This window comes from Streptomyces sp. NPDC056503 (assembly GCF_042794995.1).
Classification (GTDB): Bacteria; Actinomycetota; Actinomycetes; order Streptomycetales; family Streptomycetaceae; genus Streptomyces.
In genome coordinates, this window is sequence record NZ_JBHTST010000028.1 from 11,914 (window position 1) to 31,484 (window position 19,571).

Sequence of the window (19,571 nt, forward strand, 5' to 3'; positions counted from 1 at the left end):
CGCGCCCGGGCCGTTCCCTCCGCGAGCCCGGCAGGATCCGGAAGGGACGGACTAGCCGACGTGGACGTGCGGGCGGCGGTCCCGGTCGGGCTCCGCCTCGCGCAGCACCTCGCGGGTGACCGGGGCGATCTCGCCCTCGCCGAGGAGGAAGAAGCGGAGGAAGTTGGCGAAGGGGTTGCCCTCGGTCCACTCGAAGTAGATGTGCGGGCGGGTGCCGGTCATGTCGCGGGAGTGCAGGAGGAGGGCCGCGAGGGCGTTCGGGACCGAGGACGACTCCACCGTGAGCACGCGGTAGCGGTCGTGCAGGACCTCGCCCCTGACCGTCAGGCCGGCCTCGAACTCGGACGGGTCGGTGACCGTCACCTCGACGAAGACGAAGTCGTCCGTCGTGGGCAGCTCGTTGTCGGCGCGGATCTGCTCGATCTTGTCCCGGTACTCCGCCCGGTCCCGCCGGTCCGGCTCGTTGGCGATGAACCGGGGCGTGCGGTGCGCGATGTCCCGGACGAACAGCTCGGCCGTCTCGTCCAGGTCGACGTGGGTGACGCGCAGCTCGAAGGCGCGGCCGAGGCGGGAGAGGAAGGAGATGAGGATGATGCCGGCGATGAAGCAGGCGCCGATCTTCACGCCGTCCGGGCGTTCGATGACGTTGAGCACCGTGGTGTAGAGGAAGACCGCCGAGATGACGCCGAAACCGAGGGTCCAGCCGCGCTGGCGGGCCTTGCGGGCCGCGATGGTCACGGCGACGGAGGCCGAGCAGATCAGGACGAGGACACCGGTCGCGTACGCGCCGCCCTGGGCGTCGACGTCGGCGTCGAAGATCCAGGTGACGAGGAAGGCGACCAGGATGAAGACGATCACCATGGGGCGGACGGCCCGCGCCCAGTGCGGTGCCATGCCGTACTTGGGGAGGTAGCGGGGCATGAGGTTGAGCAGGCCGGCCATGGCGGAGGCGCCCGCGAACCACAGGATCGCGATCGTCGACACGTCGTAGACGGTGCCGAAGGCGTTGCCCAGGTACTCGTGGGCCAGGTACGCCAGCGCGCGGCCGTTGGCCTTGCCGCCGGACTCGAACTCCTCGTGCGGGATGAGCACGGTGGTGATGAAGCTGGTGCAGATCAGGAAGACGCTCATGATCAGCGCCGCCGTGGTGAGCAGCTTCTTGGTGTCGCGGATCCGGCCGGCGGGCCGCGCCTCGGTGTCCTCCGGGTCGCCCTTCACGTGCGGCATGACGGCCACGCCCGTCTCGAAGCCGGAGAGGCCGAGGGCGAGCTTGGGGAAGACGAGCAGGGCGACGCCGATCATGACGAAGACGTTGCCGTGCTCCTGGGTGAGGGCGGCGGTCCAGTCGGTGACGACGTGGCCCTCGGTGATCACCTGCCACAGGCCCGTGACCACGACGACCGCGTTGAGCGCCAGGTAGATCCCCACCAGGGCGACGGCGACGCCGATCGCCTCCAGGAAGCCCTTGAGGAAGACCGCGCCGAGCAGCGCGATCAGGATCATGGTGATCAGGACCTGCTTGTCGTGCAGGGCCGACTCCAGGTGCGGGTTCTCCACCAGGTGGGTGGAGGCGTCGGCCGCCGAGAGCGTGATGGTGATGAGGAAGTCGGTCGCCGCGAAGCCCAGCAGGGTGAGGACGAACAGCTTGCCCTTCCAGAAGGACAGCAGCCGCGACAGCATCGCGATCGAGCCCTCGCCGTGCGGGCTCTCCTCCGCCACCCGCCGGTAGACCGGCAGGGCGCCCGCCAGGGTGACGATGACCAGCACGATGGTGGCGACGGGGGAGAGCAGCCCGGCGGCGAGCGCGGCGATGCCCGGCTGGTAGCCGAGGGTCGAGAAGTAGTCGACACCGGTCAGGCACATCACCCGGTACCAGGGCTGACCCCGGTGTCCGGCGTCCGGGGCCGTCTCCTGGGGCCGGGAGGGTTTTCCCTTGCCCATGTCGGACAGGCCCTCCAGCATCCACGCGCGCAGCCTGCTCGTGCGCGTGTCGTTCGAGGTGGACATGGGGGCTCCCGGGCCGGCTGGTGAGGGGTGGTGGGGGCCCGTCGACCGACGGGCCGGGTCAGCCTAAGCAGCCGGAGGAGCCCGGATCCCGGCCAGCGCGTCAGGGAACCGTCAAGATCCCCCGGGCGGGCGTCGGCCATGTCACACCCGTCACGTCACGCCGTCGCGCCGCACCCCCGCGTCACGCCGCACGGCGTTCCCCGCCCCGTCTCCCGCGGCCGCGCCGCACCCCGCGGCACGCCGCACGGCGTCCCCTGCCTCCTCTCCCGCGGCCGCGCCGCACCCCGCGGCGCCCGGCACCGGCCCCTACAGCCAGCCGTTGCGCCGGAAGCCCCGGTGGATGACGTAGCACGCCACCGCGATCACCCCGAGGACCGCCGGGTAGCCGTAGGTCCAGCGCAGCTCCGGCATGTGCTCGAAGTTCATGCCGTAGACGCCGCAGACCATGGTCGGCACGGCGACTATCGCCGCCCACGCGGTGATCTTCCGCATGTCCTCGTTCTGCGCCACGGTGACCTGCGCCAGATGCGCCTGGAGCACCGAGTCGAGCAGGGTGTCGTACGAGGCGACCTGCTCGGTCACGCGGGAGAGGTGGTCGGTGACGTCCCGGAAGTACGCCCGGATCTCCGGGTCCACCAGCGGCATCGGCCGGGTGGCCAGCGCCGTCAGCGGGCGGGCGAGCGGGGCGACGGCCCGGCGCAGTTCGAGCAGCTCCCGCTTGAGCTGGTAGATCCGGCCCGCGTCGCGGCGGTCGGCCTGGTCGGTGAAGACCGCGTTCTCGATCGCGTCCAGGTCCGTCTGCACCGCGTCCGCGACGGCGAGGTAGTCGTCCACGACGTGGTCGACCATGGCGTGCAGCACCGCCGAGGGGCCCTTGGCCAGCTGCTCGGGCAGGGCCTCCAGGGCCTCGCGCAGCGGCCCGAGGGAGCCGTGCCCGCCGTGCCGGATGGTGATGACGAAGTCGGGCCCGACGAAGGCCATCAGCTCGCCGGTGTCCACCACCTCGCTGGTGGCGGTCAGCTCCTCGTGCTCGACGTACCGGACCGTCTTCAGGACGGCGAAGAGCACGCCGTCGTACTCCTCGATCTTGGGCCGCTGATGGGCGTGGACGGCGTCCTCGACGGCCAGCGGGTGCAGGCCGAAGAGCTCGGCCAGCACCGTCAGCTCCTTCTCCGCCGGCTCGTGCAGGCCGATCCACACGAAGCCGTCCCCGGTGCGGCGCACCTGCCGCAGCGCGTCCTCCGCGCCCGCGCCCCGGGCCGTGCGGCGCACCCCGTCGGCGTACACGACGCAGTTGACGACCGCGCTCCCCAGCGGCGAGCGGGCCGGATGGCTCAGGTCCACGGTGCGCCGGTACGTCCGGCGGACGGCGGTGCGCAGGCGCTGGATCACGGACACGGTGGTACTCCTTCGGCAGACCGGGTCAGTGTGCCACCGCCCGGCCCGGGGGTCAGCCCGCCGCCGGAGGTGTGCCGAGGACCCGGTCGAGGTACGTGTTGGAGAGGACGCCCGAGGGGTCGAGGGCGTTCCGCAGGGCCACGAAGTCGTCGAAGCGTTCGTAGCGGGGGCGCAGTTCGTCCGCGCCGAGGTCGTGCATCTTGCCCCAGTGCGGCCGGCCGCCGTAGGAGCCGAGGATCCGCTGGCAGGCGTCGAAGTACCGGCGGTACGGCATCCGGTGGTACTGGTGGAAGGCGATGTAGCAGCTCTCCCGGCCCTGCGCGGTGGAGAGCCAGATGTCGTCGGCGGCCGTGAAGCGGACCTCCAGCGGGAACGACACCGGCTCCCCGTGGGTGTCGATCCACTTCCGGAGCTCCCGCAGCGCCTCGGCCGCGTGGGCGCGGGGGATCGCGAACTCGCCCTCGTGGAAGCGGACGTCGCGCACCGAGGCGAAGATCCGGTACGCGTGGTCGGTCCAGCTCCGGGAGGACATCGCGCGCGCGGTGAAGCGGGTGATCGGCGGCACGAGGCGGGGCGCGCGGGTGCCGAGCCGGTTCAGCGCCTCGAAGGCGGGGCCGCTCACGGCCTCGTCGAGCCGCCGGGAGAACGCGCCGATGGGGGAGAGGGGCGTGTCGCCGGGGAGCCGGCGGAAGCGGCGGGTGAGCGTGGTCTCGCTGTGCGGGAACCAGAAGAACTCGAAGTGGTCGTTCTCCGCGACGAGTTCGTCCAGCCGGCCGAGGGTCTCCGCCACCGGCATCGAGGCGTCCCGGGCGTGCAGGGCGTACAGCGGGACGGTCTGGAGGGTCACCTTGGTGATGACGCCCAGCGCCCCGAGCCCGACCCGGGCCGCCGCGAAGAGCTCCGGCCGCTCGGTCTGCGAACATACCGTCACCGAGCCGTCGGCGAGGACGAGTTCGAGTGCCCGCACCTGGGTGGCGATGCCGCCGAAGCGGACGCCGGAGCCGTGGGTGCCGGTGGAGATCGCGCCCGAGACCGTCTGCCGGTCGATGTCGCCCATGTTCTCCAGGGCGAGGCCGTGCGAGGCGAGCAGCGGGTTCAGCTTCCACAGCGGCATGCCGGCGCCGACGGTGACGAGCCCGGTGTCCGCGTCCACGGAGACCACCGCGTCGAGCCGGTCGAGGCGGAGCTGGACGCCGGGGGCGACGGCGACGCCGCTGAAGGAGTGGCCCGAGCCGATCGCCTTGACCCGCAGCCCGTCCCGTACCGCGTCCTTCACGGCGACGGCGACGTCCTCGGTGCTCGCCGGGCGCACCACCCGCCGGGGGCGGGCCTCCTCGTTCCCGGCCCAGTTGCGCCAGACGGTGCCGTTCTCGCTGCTGCTCATGCCGGGCGGTCCCTTCGGCCGGGCGGTGGCGGGTTACCGCCGGTTCTCGTTGTCCGGAAGGGTGGACTTGGACAAGCGTCCAAGTCAAGGGTCCCCGAGTCTTGACTTGGACGGACGACCAAGAGACCGTGACGGCGTCGTCACCGGTCCCGGAGAAGCCCCGCGCGCTCCCCGAAGAGGTCCACGAAAGGCCGCCCCCATGGCAAGCGCCCGCCCCGACGCCGCAGCCGCCGTGCCCGTCCCGCGCCCCGCCGGCTTCGCCGACCTGGAGAAGGCGACCGCCGCACTCCAGCCGCCCTTCGCCGTCGTCGACCTCGGCGCCCTGCGCGCCAACGCCGCCCAGATGGCCCGCCGCGCCGGCGGCAAACCGATCCGCCTCGCCAGCAAGTCGCTGCGCTGCCGCGCCCTCATCGGCGAGGTCCTGGCCCACCCCGGCTTCTCCGGCGTCCTCGCCTTCACCCTCCCCGAGGCCCTCTGGCTCGCGGCCCGGGACCCCGCCGCCGACGTCCTCGTCGGCTACCCCACCGCCGACACCGACGCGCTCCGCCGGCTCGCCGCCGACGAGGACGCCGCCGCCCGGGTCACCGTCATGGTCGACTCGCCCGAACAGCTCGACCTCCTCACCGCGGCGATCGGCCCCTCGGGGCCGCCCGTCCGCGTCTGCCTCGACCTCGACGCCTCCCTCCGCCTGCTCGGCGGCCGTGTCCACCTCGGCATGCGCCGCTCCCCGCTCCACGCCCCCGTACAGGCGGCGGAGCTGGCCCGCGCCGTCGTGGCCCGGCCGCGCCTGCGGCTCGTCGGCGTCATGGCCTACGAGGGCCAGATCGCGGGGGTCGGCGACGCCCAGCCGACCCAGGCCCGCCCGATGCGCACCGCCGTCCGCGTGGTCCAGCACCTCTCCGCCCGCGAGCTGCGCGCCCGCCGCGCCGCCGCCGTCCGCGCCGTCCGGGAGGTGGCCCCGCTGGAGTTCGTCAACGGCGGCGGCACCGGCAGCCTGGAGACCACCTCCGCCGAGCCCGCCGTCACCGAACTCGGTGCCGGCTCCGGGCTCTACGCCCCCGCCCTCTTCGACCACTACCGGGGCTTCAGCCCGCTCCCCGCCGCCTTCTTCGCGCTCGCCGTCGTCCGCCGCCCCGCCCCCGGCCACGTCACCGTCCTCGGCGGCGGGTGGACGGCCTCCGGCGCCCCCGGACCCGACCGGCTCCCCGTCCCCGTCCACCCGGCGGGGCTGCGGATGCTCGGCGCCGAGGGCGCGGGCGAGGTGCAGACCCCGCTCGCCGGACCGGCCGCCGACAGCCTCCGGGTCGGCGACCGCGTCTGGTTCCGGCACGCCAAGGCGGGCGAGCTCTGCGAGCGCGTCGACACCCTCCACCTCGTGGAGCACGACCGGATCGTCGACGCCGTCCCCACCTACCGGGGCGAAGGCATGGCCTTCCTGTAGGGGCTTCGGCCTGCCCCCTGCGGTACGTTGACCCGGCCCGACGTCCCGGCCCCGCCGCCCCGTCCCGAGGAGCCCGTGCCATGCCCCGACTCTCCGCCGCCGAGCGCCGCGAGCAGCTGGCGGAGGCGGCGATCCGGGTCATGATCCGCGACGGGGTGGCCAAGGCCACCACCCGGGCCGTGGTCACCGAGGCCGGGGTGCCGCTCGGCGCCTTCCACTACTGCTTCCGCTCCAAGGAGGAGCTGTTCCAGACCGTCATCGAGCGGATCATGGAGCGGAACCTCCCGCCGGCGGACCTCGCGCACTCCGAGGGGGCCACGCCCTTCGAGAAGGTCCGCGCCATCCTCCACGCCTACTGGGGGCAGATCCTGGCCCGCCCGGACGAGCACCTGGTCACGTACGAGCTCACCCAGTACGCGCTCCGCCGGCCCGGCCTCGCCGACCTGGCCCGCCGCCAGTACCGGCACTACCTGGACGTGAACCGCGCCCACCTGGAGTCGATGGCCCGGGCGGCCGGCCTCGCCTGGACCGTGGACCTGACGGTGCTCGCCCGCCACGGCCTCGGCGTCCTCGACGGCCTCACCCTCACCTGGCTGATCGACCGCGACGACGCGCAGGCGCTGGCCGCGCTGGACGAGTACGCCCGCTACCTGGCCTCGGTCGCCGAGCCGCTCCCCGCCGCGTAGCCTCCGGCGGCCCCGCTCGCCCACGCGCCCGCCCTTCCGCTCGCCCGCTCGCCTGCTCCTCCGCTCGCCCGCTCGCCTGCTCCTCCGCTCCGGATGCGGCCCTCACCGCACCGTGGCATTTTGGGCGGAAATGTCGCGGGGTGAGGAGGGCGGGCATGGGCGTGCGCACGGTGCCGACGGGCGAGGAGGCGCGGCGGACCGCCGCCGAGGCCTGGATCTGGGGGTACCCCCTCCTGGTGCACTACCGGACCCTGTACGCCCAGGCGGTCGCCCCGGACGGCGCCGGAGGCCTCGGTCGTTTCCGGCACTCCGCGGAGCCGCCCGACACCCCGCGCTCCCGGGCCTGGCTCGATCTGCGGGCCGAGCCCTGGGTGGTGTCCGTCCCCGCGACCGACCGCTACTACGTGCTGGCCGTGCACGACCTCGACACCGTCCTCGTCGGATCCGTCGGCTCCCGCGCCACCGGCCCGGAGGCCGGCGACTACCTGATCGCGGGGCCCGGCTGGACGGGCGCCGTCCCCGGCGGGATCGACGGCGTCCTGCACGCCGCCACCCACCTCGTCGGCGTCGTCGGCCGCACCCACCTCGCCGGACCCGAGGACCTGCCGGCCCTGCGCGAGGCCAGGGAGCGGTACCGGCTCCGCCCGCTCTCCGACTTCACCGACACCGCCGCCCCGCACCCGGCGGAGGAGCCGCTCTGGCCGGTGTGGCGGGAGGAGGAGACCGACACCGTCGCGTTCCTCGCCGTCCTCGACTTCCTCCTCCGCTTCGTCCCCGTCCTCGACTCCGACCGGGACCTGCGCGACCGGCTGGCCGCCCTCGGCGTGGACGGCGGCGGCGCGTTCGAGCCGGCCGCGCTCGCCCCCGGTCTCCGGGCCGCCCTCGAAGCGGGCGTCGCCGACGGCAGGGCCCGGCTCGCCGAGGCCGCCGCGACGAGCCGTCCCCGGCGGCTCCACGGCACCCGCGCCGAGCCGGGCGCCGACCCGTCGCGCCGCGCGCTCGACGCCCACGAGGGGTGGTACGAGCTCCCGGGGGCCGAGGTCTGGCACGGCGGCTGGGAGCGGGACCCGGACGGCGGCGGCCCGCCGGACGGCGCCCGGTACGCGTACGCGATCCGGTTCGCCCCGGGGCTGCTCCCGCCCGCCCGCTTCCTCTGGGCGGCCACCCTCCGCCCGCCGTCCGGCCGGCCCCGCGCCGACGGCGGGCCCGGCCGCCGCGCGATCGGCGACCGCACGCCCGGGGTCCTCTACGACGACGACGGCGGACTCACCCTGTACGTCGCGCACCGGCGTCCCGCCGACCCCAAGCGCGCGGCCAACTGGCTGCCCGCCCCGGCCGGTCCGTTCGCCCTCGACCTCCGCCTGTACGGGCCGGACCCCTCGGTCCTCGACGGCCGCTGGACGCCGCCCCCGCTGGTCGTCGACGACGGCGGGGGCGACTGAGGGGAGCCCCGGCTCAGCGCTCCTCGGCGGCGGCCGGCGTCTCCCTGACCGTGTAGGTGGCCGCCGGCTCCCGGCGACCGTCGTCGGCCTTCATCTCCCGGGCCTCGGCCTTGAGGATCCGGGACGCCTTGCCGGCGTTGCGGGCCAGCTCCGGCAGCTTCCGCGCGCCGACCACCAGGGCGACGACGATCAGCAGGATCGCGATCTCGCTCAGACCGAACATGGGGTGACACTCCTGGCGGGGGACGGGACGGGGGGTCCTGACCCGCGTCAATCTACAGGGGCGTAGAAGAACCGGGTAGGGTCGCCCCCCGAACGATGAACGGCACCCGGGTGGCCCGGACGAGCGGCCGGGAACGGGAAGGCGGACGACGGATGAAGAAGCGGGACGCCGAGGGGGCGGAGCCCGGCGCCGGGTCCGCGCGCCGGCGCGGCCAGGGGGAACTGGAGGCGCAGGTCCTCGCGGCGGTGCGGGCCGCCGGGGGGCCGGTCACCGCGGGCCGGGTGCGGGAGCGGCTCGGCGGAGGGCTCGCGTACACCACCGTCATCACCATCCTCACCCGCCTCCACGCCAAGGGGGCCGTGGCCCGCGAGCGCGCAGGCCGCTCCTTCGAGTGGACCGCCGTCGCCGACGAGGCCGGGCTCGCCGCCCTCCGCATGCGCCGGCTGCTCGACGGCGAGGGCGACCGGCAGGCCGTCCTCACCCGCTTCGTCACCACCCTCCCCGCCGACGACGAGCGGCTCCTGAGGGAGCTGCTGGCCCACGCCGGGGAAGAGGGGGCGGCAGGGGAAGGGGAGCCGGCAGGGGGAGGCGGCCCGGCGGCGGACGACGGGCCGGCGGAGGGCGACGCGCCGACGGGGGAGGGCTGATCCCGTGGGCGTCTTCGTCTTCCTGCCGCTCGTGCTGCCGCTGACCGCGTGGCCCGTCGCGCGCCTGGCCGAGCACCACCTCCACCCGCGCGCCGCGACCCGGCTGCTCACGGCGGTCGCCGCCGTGCTCGCCGTCTCCAGCACCCTCTGCCTCGCCCTCCTCATGGTCGTGGGCACCGCCCAGCTGCCCGGCAACCCGCTCCCCGACGCGTGGTCGGACCCGGAGGTGCGGGCCGCGCTGCCCTACGACGAGATCGCGGGCCGGGCGGCGATCCCGGCGCTCCTCGTACTGGTCGCCGTCTGCGGACGGGTGCTGCTGCGCCACCGCGGCGTGCGCCGGCGGGCCGCCCGCGCGCTCGCCGGGCTGCCGCGGACCCCGGTCGCGGTCCTGCCGGACCCGCGGCCGTACGCGTACGCCCTCCCGGCCGTACCGCGCCGCTCCCGGGGGCGGATCGTGGTCAGCCGGGGCATGCTCGCCCTGCTGGGCCCGGCCGAGCGGCGGGCTCTCTTCGCCCACGAGCGGGCGCATCTGACGGGGCGGCACGACCGGCTGCTGCTCGTGGCCCGGCTCGCCGCGGCGGCCAACCCGTTCCTGCGCCCGCTGCGTACGGCCGTCACCTACTCCGCCGAGCGGTGGGCGGACGAGGAGGCGGCGGTACGGGTCGGCAGCCGGCGCGTGGTGGCGCGGGCCATCGGGCGGGCGGCCCTGGCCTCCGGCGGCGCGGGACCCGCGACCCTGCCGGCCTTCGCCGTCGCCGGTCCCGTGCCGCGCCGGGTGGCCGCGCTCCTCGGACCGCCGCCGGCCCCGCGCGCCTGGCCGCCGGTCTTCACCGCGGTCGGGCTCGCCGTGTGGGGCGCCGTGGTCGGCGTGGCCGTCTCGGCGCTCTCCTCGGCCAACTCGGCGGTGACGCTCTACGCGATCCTCAAGGCGGCGACCCCGCTCTGAGGGCGGGTCAGAGGTCGAACTCCCGCGGGGGCAGGCCGAGGGCGAAGCACGCCTCCCGGACGACACCGCGCTCGGCGGGGTCGAAGTGGCCGTCGGCGCCGCCGATGACGATGCCGATCTGGACGACGGCCCGCGCCTCGGCCGGCTTCTTCCCCGCCTTCGCGATCTCCTGGAGGACGGCGACCTTCCCGAAGTCGAAGTCGGCGGCGAGCCGGTCGAGCTGGGCGTCGAAGCGCTGCTGGAGGTCGGCCGCGTCGAAGTTCCGCAGCACCTCGTTGGCGGCGATCAGCTGGGCCACGCGCCGCCGCTCCGACGGGTCCACGCTGCCGTCGGCCGCGGCGACCAGCGCGCACATCGCCATGCTGGCGTCCCGGAAGGCCCCGCTGGTCAGCTCGTTCTTCCGCGCGGTCAGCTGGGTCTGCATGGTCGAGGCGGACTCCTTGATCCGGTCCCACAGCGCCATCGTCGGCTCACTCTCCCTCGGTCGAACTTCTACAGCGCTGTAGAAGTTACCAGTCCGAAAACCCCTGGGCGGAAAGGGGGGCAGGGGGTAGGGTCGGTCGCATGTGCTCCGTCATCCCGAACTTCACGGCGAACCGGCTCCGTTCCGCGCGCTGACCACGGTCCGGCTCCTCGGGCGCGCCGTCGCGCCCGCCGGTCCCGAGGTCCACGCGTCCACCGTTTCGCCTCAGGATGACGAGGATTCCTCCCATGCGCTCAGACCAGCGCCCCACGTTCGTGTTCGTGCACGGCGGTTCCAGCAACGCCCGTGCCTGGACCCCGCTCCGGAACGAACTGGCCCTGCGCGGCCACCGCTCGTACGCCGTCGACCTGCCCGGCCACGGCGACCGGGCCACCGGACCCGCTGCCTACCACCGGCAGACCGAGGACCGCACCGCCCTGGCCCACGACGCCTCCCCGATGCAGGGCGTCACCCTCGCCGACAACGTCGACCACGTCGTCGGCGTGCTGCGGCGGCTCGCCGACCACGGCCCGGTCGTCCTCGCGGGCAACAGCCTCGGCGGCCTCACCCTCACCGCCGTGGTCAACGCCGCCCCGGACCTCGTCCAGCGGGTCGTCTACCTCTCGGCGCTCTGCCTCGCCGACCCCGCCATGCTCACCGAGCCGTGGGACGTCGCCGACGACAACCTGCTCGACGCGGCGGCCGCCCGGATCGCCGTCCCGTACGACGCGCCCGGCCGCGACCCCGGGGTCGTCCGCCTCGACTGGCGCCGCGCGCACACCGACCCCGAGATCTTCGCGGCGCTCAAGGCCGCCATCATGGCCGACGCCCCCGACCCCCTCTTCCGGCACTTCCTCGACTCGCTCGACGCGGACGAGAACCACGGGGTCCTGGAACCGGCCGCGCTGGTCCGGCCCGAGGCGTGGCGCCGGGTCCCCCACACCTACGTCCGCCTCTCCGCCGACCGCGGCCTCACCCCGGCCGTCCAGGACCACATGATCCGCAAGGCGGACGAACTCACCCCCGACCACCCCTTCGACGTGCACACCCTGCCCACCTCGCACGTCGGGTACGTGAGCCGGCCCGAGCTCTTCGCCGACCTCCTCGCCCGGCTCGTCTGACCCGGCGCCCGGTGACCGCCGTACCTCCCACGGCGGTCACCGGGCCGTTCGGCGGCGTCACTCGATGGTGTGCACTGTCCGTGTGCGCCGGGGGCGTGCGCCGGTGAGGTGGTGCGGGACGGGTGTGCCCGGTGCCTAGACTCCGCGCCCATGTCGCTCTGGCTGCTCAACCACCTCAGCTCCTTCTCGCTCGCCGTCGTCCTCGTCGGCGGGACCGTCGCGTTCGCCGTCACGGGCAGCGTGCTGCTCCGCCGCCGCCATCCGTCGCTCGCCCAGGGGGAGCACAACGACATGGTCGGCGTGACCCTCGGGATGTTCGGCGCGATCTACGGGATCATCCTCGCCTTCGTGATCGTCACCCTCTGGACCCAGCTGGAGAGCACCCAGACGATCGTCGCCGCCGAGGCCACCGACGTCGCCCTCATCGCCCGGGACGCCGCCGCCTTCCCGCCCCCCGTCCGCGCCGGGCTCGACGCCGCCCTGAGCGACTACGTCCACGCCGTCGTGGAGAAGCAGTGGCCGCTGATGCGCGAGGGCCGGCCGCAGTACGGCGCCACCGAGCGCAGCCTCGTCGCCGCCTTCGACGTGCTCCAGGCGTACGACCCGAAGACCCCGCGCGAGGAGGTCTTCTACGAGGAGGCCGTCGCCCACCTCAACGACGTCGCCGCCCAGCGCCGCGCCCGGATCACGATGGCCGAGCAGGAGCTCCCGCCGCTGCTCCAGGTCCTCGCCTTCGGCGGCGCGCTCGTCCTCGTCCCGCTGACCTTCCTCTACGGGATGCGGCGGCTGCGGATCCAGGTGCTCTTCGTCGCCTCGGTCGCCGCGCTCATCGGCTTCAGCCTGCTGCTCGTGCTGGTCCTGGACCGGCCCTTCGCCGGCGAGCTGAGCGTCAGCCCCGCCCCGTACAAGGAAGGCGCGCTCTCCCGCTACTGGGAGCGGTGAGCACCCGTCCGGGCGCCGCCGGGTGGCCGGGAGGCCGGACCCGGCGTCTCATGGCGGGGAGCGTCCGCGCGGGCGGCGGGCCCTCCGCCCGCGGCGGGGGAGGCCGGCGAGGCGGGGCGGGAGGCGCGATGTCCTGGAAGACGCGGATGGAGGAACTCCGCGCCGGAGCCGAGCGGCGCTTCCCGGTCCTGACCGAACTCACCGAACGACTCGTCAGCGGTCGGCTCCTCGACTCCGGCACCCGCCTCGCCGCCCAGGCCTTCCTCGCCGCCATCCCGCTGCTCTTCGCGCTCGCCGCCTTCGCCCCCGCCCCGGTGCGCGACCAGCTCCGCGAGTCGCTGCGCGCCATGTTCGGCCTCACCGGAGCGGCCGACCAGGAGCTCCAGCAGGTCTTCGACCGGTCCGCCCCCGACGGCGTACGGGAGACCACCGGCGTCCTGGGCGCCCTGATCGCCCTCGTCTCCGCCACCAGCTTCAGCCGTGCCATGTCCCGCGTCTGCGAACGGGCCTGGGGCCTGCCCAAGTCCGGCACCCGGATCGCGGCCTGGCGGTGGGCCGTCTGGCTGCTCGCCCTCGTCCTCGTGGTCTTCCTCCAGGCCCCCATCAGGGACGGCTTCGGCGCCGGCGCCTGGCTCGGCCTGCCGCTCTTCTTCCTGCTCAGCACCGGTGTCTGGCTCTGGACCCAGCACCTGCTGCTCGCCAAGCGGGTGCCCTGGCTGCCGCTGCTCCCCGGCGCCGTCCTCGGGGGCGCCGCCTCCACCGTCCTCGGCATCACCGCCCGCTTCTACATGCCCGGCGCGCTCAACCGGGCCCTCGCCGAGTACGGCTCCCTCGGCCTGGTCCTCACCCTGCTGTCCTGGCTGATCGTCGTCTGCGCCTCGCTGACCTTCGCCTTCACCATCGGGGCCGTGCTCGCCCGCGAACCCGCGCTCGCCCGCCGGCTCGGCACCGACCGGATCCGGTGGCCGGACGCCGTCTGACGCGCCGACCGGTCACGGCGCCGGCGCGGTGCTGTCGCCGGGCGTGAGGGAGGGGAGGAGGAGCCGGGGAGCGGCGGAGCCGTGGGGGCCGGGGGCGAGGGCGAGGTCGACGGCCTGACGGGCCATGGCGCGCTTGGGCAGGGTGACGCTGGTGAGGGCCGTGCCGGAGAGCAGGCCCGCGGGGGTGTCGTCGTGGGCGACGACGGAGAGGTCGTCGGGGACGGTCCGGCCGAGCGACCGGGCGGCCTCCACGGCGGCGACCGCGAGGACGTCGTGGGTGGCGAAGAGGGCCGTGGCGTCCGGGTGGGCCCGCAGGGCGTCGAGCGCCGCCACCAGGCCGCCCCGGAAGGTGGGCTCCGCGGCCGTCCGCACGGCGTCCTCGGGCAGCTCGACGCCGTCCTCGCGGAAGGCCCGCCGGAAACCGGCGGTGCGGACGGTGTGGGCGGGGCTGGCGAGCACCAGCGCCCGCTCGTGCCCGAGCGCCCGCAGGTGCCGGCCCGCGAGGTGGCCGCCGTGCTCGTAGTCGACCGTGACGACCGGGAAGCCCTCCGGCAGCGCGGCCTCCCAGGCGCACAGCACCACCGGGAAGCGGGCGTCCGCGAGCAGCGGCAGATGGCCGGTCAGGTCCTGGTCCCCGGCGATCAGGAGGGCGTCGACGGACCGGCTGGCGAGCGCGGCCAGATGGCGCCGGGCCCGCTCCCCGTCGAGGCGGGTGGTGCACAACAGCAGCCGGTACCCCCGCTCCTCCAGGGCGTCCTCGACCTCCTCGACCACGTCCGCGTAGAACGGCGCCGAGACGGTCGGCACGAAGAGCCCGACGGTGCGGCTGCTGCCGGTGGCGAGGGAACGGGCCACCAGGTTCGGTACGTAGCCGAGCTCGGCGATCGCGGCGCGGACGCGCGCCTCCGTGGCCGGGCGCACCGCCACGCGCCCGGTGACGACGTTCGAGACGGTCTGCTTGGTGACGCCGGCCCGCTCCGCCACGTCCTGCATGGTGACCATGACGCCCCCGTCGTACCCGCCCGCCGCTCCCGCCCGGCTCGCAACGTAACCGGGCCCCCACCTGCGGTCAAGGCGTCGGCGACCGGGCCCCGGAGGCCGTCGTGGCGGTCAACTCCCTTGCGCGGCACGGGATCCGGCGGAGTCGCGCCTCTTGTTTTACCGGTCAAATGCGCTCTAGGGTCCGTGCCACCAGCGGCCCGGCTCCTCCACCCCAGGGAGTACTCGTGCACCTTCCGCGCAGCAGATTCGTGAGCGCGCTCGTCGCGGCGGCCCTCGCCGTGACCGGCGGCACGGCCCTCGCGGCCACCGCCCCGGCGGCCACGACCACCGCCGCCACCACCACCGCCACCACCGCGGGGTCCACCGCCACCTACACCGTCACCGTCGGCGCCAAGGGCACGTGGAACCGGCCCGACGACACCCCCGCCAGTCCGTACATCGACAAGGACGGCACCTTCTACTACCAGCAGGCCCACGCCCTCTACGGGGCGAACGACCCCCGCAAGTGGACCTTCTACACCGGCACCGACTTCGACTCCGCCAACCGCTCCGCCGAGATCAGCGACGCGGTGAACCCGGCGAACCCCGCCGACCGCAACGACGACACCACCTGGCGCTGCAACAACAGCCCCACCGGCGTGGAGTCCACCCCGGCCCCGGCCGGCAGCGGCTACGCCCACCGCAACTACTGCGACCTGACCGGCATGTGGGTCGACCCGGACACCGGCGACTGGTACGGCCTCGTCCACAACGAGTTCACCCCGCAGCCCTTCGCCGACGGCATCCACTACGACGGCATCGACTACGCCGTCTCCAGGGACCAGGGCCGGACGTGGACGGTCGGGGACCACGTCATCACCTCGCCGTACAGCACGGAGCGCGGCGACACCGCCGCCTTCCCGCAGCAGACCTACCACTACGGCACCGGCGACCCCCGGCTCTTCGTGGACACCGCCTCCGGCTACTTCTACGTCTTCTACGGCTCGCGCATCGTCAACAAGGGCGGCGGCTGGGCCGCGTTCTACGGGCACGTCGCCCGCGCCCCGATCTCCGGGAAGATGGCGCCCGGCTCCTGGCGCAAGTGGTACGACGGCGCCTGGACCCAGCCCGGCGTCGGCGGCCGGGAGTCCACCATGGTCCCGGTCGGCGCGGGCAGCGCCACCGGCTACGTGCCGAAGGCCGAGGAGTACGACCCGGCGAACAGCGGCTCCGTGGCCCAGCAGGTCGCCGCCGGCCTGACGCCCGCGACCTCCCCGCTCTTCGTCATGGACATCACCTACAACGCCTACCTCGGGCTCTACATCGGCGAGCCGCAGGCCGTCGACCAGAGCGGCAACGCCCCGCAGGAGCTGTACGCCACCGCCGACCTGACCACCCAGAAGTGGTCCAGGCTCGGTGACACCGGCTCCTACCGGACCGCGTCCTGGTACCGCTGGTTCCTCGACAGCGCCGGCAGGACCGGCTCCGGGATCGTCGGCAAGGACTTCCGCGCCTACTGCTCCTTCGGCTGCTCCGGCGGCGCCAGTGGCGAGTACGTCAACCTGAGCATCGGTACGAACGAGCCCGCGGCGCCCGTCGAGTCCGGCCGCGCCTACCGGATCGCCGCCGCGGGCGGCCGCGTCCTCGCCCAGGTGTCCGGCGGCTCCGCCACCACGTCCACGGCGGCGGCCACCGGCTCGGCGCTGGAGAGCTGGACCTTCACCGCGAAGGGCGACGGCTCCTACCGCATCGCCAACGCCGCCACCGGCGGTCTGCTCGGCGTCGCCTCCGACGGCGCCGCCACGCGCGCGTGGGGCACGAGGCCCACGGTCACGGCGGCCGCCTCCGGCACCGGACAGGACTGGTTCGTCATCCGCGGCGCCTCCGCGGCGGACAACACCCCCAGCGGCACCGTCAAGCTGGTCAACCGCCACAGCGGTCTCGTCCTCGGACTCTCCGCCGCCCCCACCCGCCCGGCCGAGACCACCCCCGCCCGCAGCTGGACCGACACCAGCGGCACCCCGGTCGGCGGCGGCCGCACGGCGGCCGAGCAGACCCTCACCCTCACCCCGGTCGGCGACGCCCCCCGGACCGTCACCCTCACCACCGGAGGCAAGGCCCTCGACAACCCCGACAGCGGCACGGCCGACGGCACCGGGCTCGTGACCTGGACCCCGAACGGCGGCGCCAACCAGAAGTGGACGCTCACCCGGCAGACCGACGGCGGCTACGAGCTGCGCAACGTCTCCTCCGGCAAGTGCGCCGACGTCGAGGGCGGTTCCACCGCCGCCGGGGCCCGGGTCGTCCAGTGGACCTGCCACGGCGGCGCCAACCAGCGCTGGACCCTCACCACGCTTCCCGACGGCTCCTCCACCCTCGCCTCCGTCCGCAGCGGCCTCCTCCTGACCACCGCGTCCGCGGCCAACGGATCCCGGGTCACCCAGCAGCCGGACACCGGGAGCGCCCGCCAGCGCTGGACGATCGGCTGACGGGGGGACCCGGCCCCGGGGTCAGCCCGCCGCCCCCGGCACCGCGCGGAAGCGGCCCGGTTCCACCTCGGTGACCAGGCCGCCCGCCGCGAGGCGGGCCAGGTGCTGCACCGCCGTCCGGCGTTCCACCGGACGGACGTGGGGGCCCTCGACGTGCGGGCGGTAGACGAGGCGGTGGTCGACGATCTCCTCCACCGTCCTCGGCTCCCGCAGGTGGTCGAGGAGCGTGGCCTCCCGGCGCGCCGTGACCTCCCAGAAGACGTCGAGACGGCGCCGGAACTCCCCGGCGCCCTCGATCACCCCCTTCTGGTGGGAGGTGCCGTACCAGCGCGCCTCGATCCCGCGGCAGCGCCGGACCGAGGCCTCGAAGTCGGCCAGGCTGCCGGCGAGGTCGCCGTAGTGGGGCCCGAAGGAGGTCAGGTCGATGTCGGCGACGAACAGGAAGCCGTCCGGCTCGACGAGGAAGCCGCAGTGGCCCGGCGTGTGTCCCGGCAGGTGCACCACCGTCACCGTCCGGCCCCCGAGGTCGAAGACGGTCCCGTCCTCGAAGCCCCGCGCGTCCGGCCGCCCCCGCACGTGGAAGTCGTCGCGGAGCATCCGGTCCGTCTCGGCGGCCGCCTCCGGCGGCAGGCCGAGCCCCGCCAGCATGACCTCCCGGGAGCGCAGGGCCCCGAGGTCGCCCTCGTGGACGTGGACCGGCACGTCGTAGCCGCCCAGGCCCGCGATGTGGTCCTCATGGGCGTGGCTGACCAGCACGAGGTCCGCCGGGGGCCCGCCGCCGGCCAGCGCCAGCGACGGGTCGACGACCAGCCGCTCGGCCGTCCCGCGCACATGGAGCGTGCTCGCGTAGGGGTACGCGCTCCGCCCCGGTCCGACGAGCACGCCGACCGCGCCGTATTCCTCCCGCATCTCTTCCTCCGTCGTGATGCCGTCGTGATGCCGTCCTGACCGCCGCCCCGGTGCGACCGCCGTCCGGACACGAGCCCTACCGCCATCCTCGTGCCCTGTCGAGCCGACCCCTTGACATGAAGGTCATGTCCCTGACAGGAGTGGGGTGTTCACACACCCAGGGGGGATCGACGCATGACCGAGCCCGAGACCACGGCGTCCGGACCACAGCCGGACGACACCCGCACCGCCGACCGCTACGACGTCGTCATCGCGGGCGCCAGCCTCGCCGGCTGCGCCGCGGCGATCCTGCTCGCACGGCGCGGGGTCCGCGTCGCCCTGCTGGAGCGCCGCTCGGACCCCGAGGCGTACAAGGTGCTCTGCACCCACGCCATCACCGCCTGCGCCTACCCGGTCCTCGACGAGCTGGGCCTCGTCCCGGCCCTGGAGAAGGCCGGAGCCGTACGCAACGAGGCCCGCTGGTACACCCGCTGGGGCTGGATCGAACCGAAGGCGGCGCCCGGCGGACCGGAGCTCCCGTACGCGTACAACGTCCGCCGCTCCACCCTCGACCCGCTCATCAGGTCCCACGCGGCGCGGACCCCCGGCGTGGAGCTGCTCCTCGGGCACAAGGTGACCGGGCTGCTCCAGGAGGGCGGGCGGACCGCCGGCGTACGGGTCACGACCCCCGGCGGCGGCGAACGGGAGCTGCGCGCCCGGCTGGTGGTCGGCGCCGACGGCAAGGACTCGGCCGTCGCCGGGTACGCCGGGATCCCCGTCCGGCGGCACGAGAACGCCCGCTTCGGCTACCTCGCCCACTACCGGAACCTCCCGCTGCCCGGCGGCGTCGGCCAGGCCTGGTTCCTCGAACCCGACATGGCCTACTCGTTCCCCAACGACGACGGCGTCACGGTCCTCGCCGTCCTCCCCGACAAGAAGCACCTCCCCGCCTTCCGCGAGGACCTGGAGGGCAGCTTCGAGGCCTTCGTCCGCGCCCTGCCCGAGGCGCCGCCCATCGACTCCGCCGAACGCGTCTCGAAGATCATCGGCACCGTCGACTACCCGCTGCTCACCCGGGAACCCACCGCCCCCGGCATCGCCCTCGTCGGCGACGCCGCCCTGACCGGCGACCCCCTGTGGGGCGTCGGCTGCGGCTGGGCGCTCCAGACCGCGCACTGGCTGGCCGGTGCCGTGGCCCCCGCCGCGGCCGGCCGCGGCGACCTCGACCGCTCCCTCGCCGCCTACGCCCGCACCCACCGCCGCCGCCTCCGCCCCCACCAGCAGCTGGCCGCCGACTTCGCCCGGTCCCGCCCCTTCAACCCCGTGGAGCGCCTGATGTTCGCGGCCGCCGCCCGGGACGAGGGGGCCGCCCGCCACATGTACCTCTTCGCCTCCCGGCTGATCGGCCCGCTCGGCTTCCTCAACCCGGTGGCCGTGGCCAAGGCGGCGGCCGTCAACCTCCGGCACCGCTTCTCACCCGCCGGCAGACCGGCCCGACCGGCCGGATCGCCCGGCTGACGGCCGCCCCGGCCC

Annotated in this window: 17 protein-coding genes; 10 read left to right on the forward strand and 7 right to left on the reverse strand. The window is 74.8% G+C overall.

From position 1 onward, the window contains the following. Positions 1 to 51: 51 nt before the first annotated feature. The 3 genes from ACFQ8C_RS11515 to ACFQ8C_RS11525 form a co-directional block, all read right to left on the reverse strand. Positions 52 to 2,007 carry an APC family permease gene (locus ACFQ8C_RS11515; protein WP_383454998.1) on the reverse strand — a complete coding sequence of 652 codons (1,956 nt, stop codon included), beginning with the start codon at positions 2,005 to 2,007 and terminating at the stop codon, positions 52 to 54. Positions 2,008 to 2,313: 306 nt separating this feature from the next. Beyond that, the gene (corA, locus tag ACFQ8C_RS11520; RefSeq protein ID WP_383455102.1) at positions 2,314 to 3,399 is read right to left on the reverse strand and encodes a magnesium/cobalt transporter CorA; all 1,086 of its coding nucleotides are present in this window, start codon (positions 3,397 to 3,399) and stop codon (positions 2,314 to 2,316) included. 58 nt (positions 3,400 to 3,457) lie between these two features. Continuing rightward, positions 3,458 to 4,789: a D-arabinono-1,4-lactone oxidase gene (locus tag ACFQ8C_RS11525; protein WP_383455000.1), complete on the reverse strand. Its 1,332-nt coding sequence runs from the start codon at positions 4,787 to 4,789 to the stop codon at positions 3,458 to 3,460. A gap of 199 nt (positions 4,790 to 4,988) precedes the next feature. Here ACFQ8C_RS11525 and ACFQ8C_RS11530 point away from each other — a divergent pair, with 199 nt between their 5' ends. The 3 genes from ACFQ8C_RS11530 (at position 4,989) to ACFQ8C_RS11540 (ending at position 8,358) form a co-directional block, all read left to right on the forward strand. Beyond that, positions 4,989 to 6,230: an amino acid deaminase/aldolase gene (locus ACFQ8C_RS11530; protein WP_383455003.1), complete on the forward strand. Its 1,242-nt coding sequence runs from the start codon at positions 4,989 to 4,991 to the stop codon at positions 6,228 to 6,230. 80 nt (positions 6,231 to 6,310) lie between these two features. After that, entirely contained in the window at positions 6,311 to 6,916 is a 606-nt protein-coding gene (locus ACFQ8C_RS11535; protein WP_383455004.1) for a TetR/AcrR family transcriptional regulator, read from the forward strand. 155 nt (positions 6,917 to 7,071) lie between these two features. After that, positions 7,072 to 8,358, forward strand: coding sequence for a DUF1254 domain-containing protein (locus tag ACFQ8C_RS11540; RefSeq protein ID WP_383455006.1), 1,287 nt, complete (start codon positions 7,072 to 7,074; stop codon positions 8,356 to 8,358). 13 nt (positions 8,359 to 8,371) lie between these two features. On the opposite strand, the gene ACFQ8C_RS11545 is transcribed toward ACFQ8C_RS11540, so the two are convergent. Next, on the reverse strand, positions 8,372 to 8,581 hold the full coding sequence (locus tag ACFQ8C_RS11545) for a twin-arginine translocase TatA/TatE family subunit (RefSeq protein WP_383455009.1): 210 nt from the start codon (positions 8,579 to 8,581) through the stop codon (positions 8,372 to 8,374). 152 nt (positions 8,582 to 8,733) lie between these two features. Here ACFQ8C_RS11545 and ACFQ8C_RS11550 point away from each other — a divergent pair, with 152 nt between their 5' ends. Both ACFQ8C_RS11550 and ACFQ8C_RS11555 read left to right on the forward strand, forming a co-directional pair. Then, entirely contained in the window at positions 8,734 to 9,228 is a 495-nt protein-coding gene (locus ACFQ8C_RS11550) for a BlaI/MecI/CopY family transcriptional regulator (protein WP_383455011.1), read from the forward strand. A gap of 4 nt (positions 9,229 to 9,232) precedes the next feature. Next, a complete protein-coding gene (locus ACFQ8C_RS11555) occupies positions 9,233 to 10,174 on the forward strand; it encodes a M56 family metallopeptidase (RefSeq protein WP_383455014.1) in 942 nt (313 codons plus the stop codon). A 7-nt stretch (positions 10,175 to 10,181) separates the two neighbouring features. On the opposite strand, the gene ACFQ8C_RS11560 is transcribed toward ACFQ8C_RS11555, so the two are convergent. Next, positions 10,182 to 10,637, reverse strand: coding sequence for a tellurite resistance TerB family protein (locus tag ACFQ8C_RS11560; RefSeq protein ID WP_383455016.1), 456 nt, complete (start codon positions 10,635 to 10,637; stop codon positions 10,182 to 10,184). Positions 10,638 to 10,885: 248 nt separating this feature from the next. Between ACFQ8C_RS11560 and ACFQ8C_RS11565 the strand changes: the two genes are divergently transcribed. From ACFQ8C_RS11565 to ACFQ8C_RS11575, 3 genes are all read left to right on the forward strand, one after another. Then, the gene (locus ACFQ8C_RS11565; RefSeq protein ID WP_383455018.1) at positions 10,886 to 11,758 is read left to right on the forward strand and encodes an alpha/beta hydrolase; all 873 of its coding nucleotides are present in this window, start codon (positions 10,886 to 10,888) and stop codon (positions 11,756 to 11,758) included. Between the two features lie 150 nt (positions 11,759 to 11,908). Next, positions 11,909 to 12,700, forward strand: a complete 792-nt coding sequence (locus ACFQ8C_RS11570; protein WP_383455020.1) for a DUF4239 domain-containing protein — start codon at positions 11,909 to 11,911, stop codon at positions 12,698 to 12,700. A gap of 128 nt (positions 12,701 to 12,828) precedes the next feature. Further along, positions 12,829 to 13,680: a YhjD/YihY/BrkB family envelope integrity protein gene (locus ACFQ8C_RS11575; RefSeq protein ID WP_383455022.1), complete on the forward strand. Its 852-nt coding sequence runs from the start codon at positions 12,829 to 12,831 to the stop codon at positions 13,678 to 13,680. Between the two features lie 12 nt (positions 13,681 to 13,692). Here the strand turns inward: ACFQ8C_RS11575 and ACFQ8C_RS11580 are convergent, their stop codons facing one another. Next, positions 13,693 to 14,682 carry a LacI family DNA-binding transcriptional regulator gene (locus tag ACFQ8C_RS11580; RefSeq protein WP_383455024.1) on the reverse strand — a complete coding sequence of 330 codons (990 nt, stop codon included), beginning with the start codon at positions 14,680 to 14,682 and terminating at the stop codon, positions 13,693 to 13,695. 224 nt (positions 14,683 to 14,906) lie between these two features. Here ACFQ8C_RS11580 and ACFQ8C_RS11585 point away from each other — a divergent pair, with 224 nt between their 5' ends. Next, a complete protein-coding gene (locus ACFQ8C_RS11585; protein ID WP_383455027.1) occupies positions 14,907 to 17,150 on the forward strand; it encodes an RICIN domain-containing protein in 2,244 nt (747 codons plus the stop codon). A 21-nt stretch (positions 17,151 to 17,171) separates the two neighbouring features. On the opposite strand, the gene ACFQ8C_RS11590 is transcribed toward ACFQ8C_RS11585, so the two are convergent. Beyond that, positions 17,172 to 18,059, reverse strand: a complete 888-nt coding sequence (locus ACFQ8C_RS11590; protein WP_383455030.1) for an MBL fold metallo-hydrolase — start codon at positions 18,057 to 18,059, stop codon at positions 17,172 to 17,174. Positions 18,060 to 18,233: 174 nt separating this feature from the next. On the opposite strand from ACFQ8C_RS11590, the gene ACFQ8C_RS11595 reads away from it, so the two are divergent. Then, entirely contained in the window at positions 18,234 to 19,556 is a 1,323-nt protein-coding gene (locus ACFQ8C_RS11595; protein ID WP_383455033.1) for an NAD(P)/FAD-dependent oxidoreductase, read from the forward strand. Positions 19,557 to 19,571: the final 15 nt, after the last annotated feature.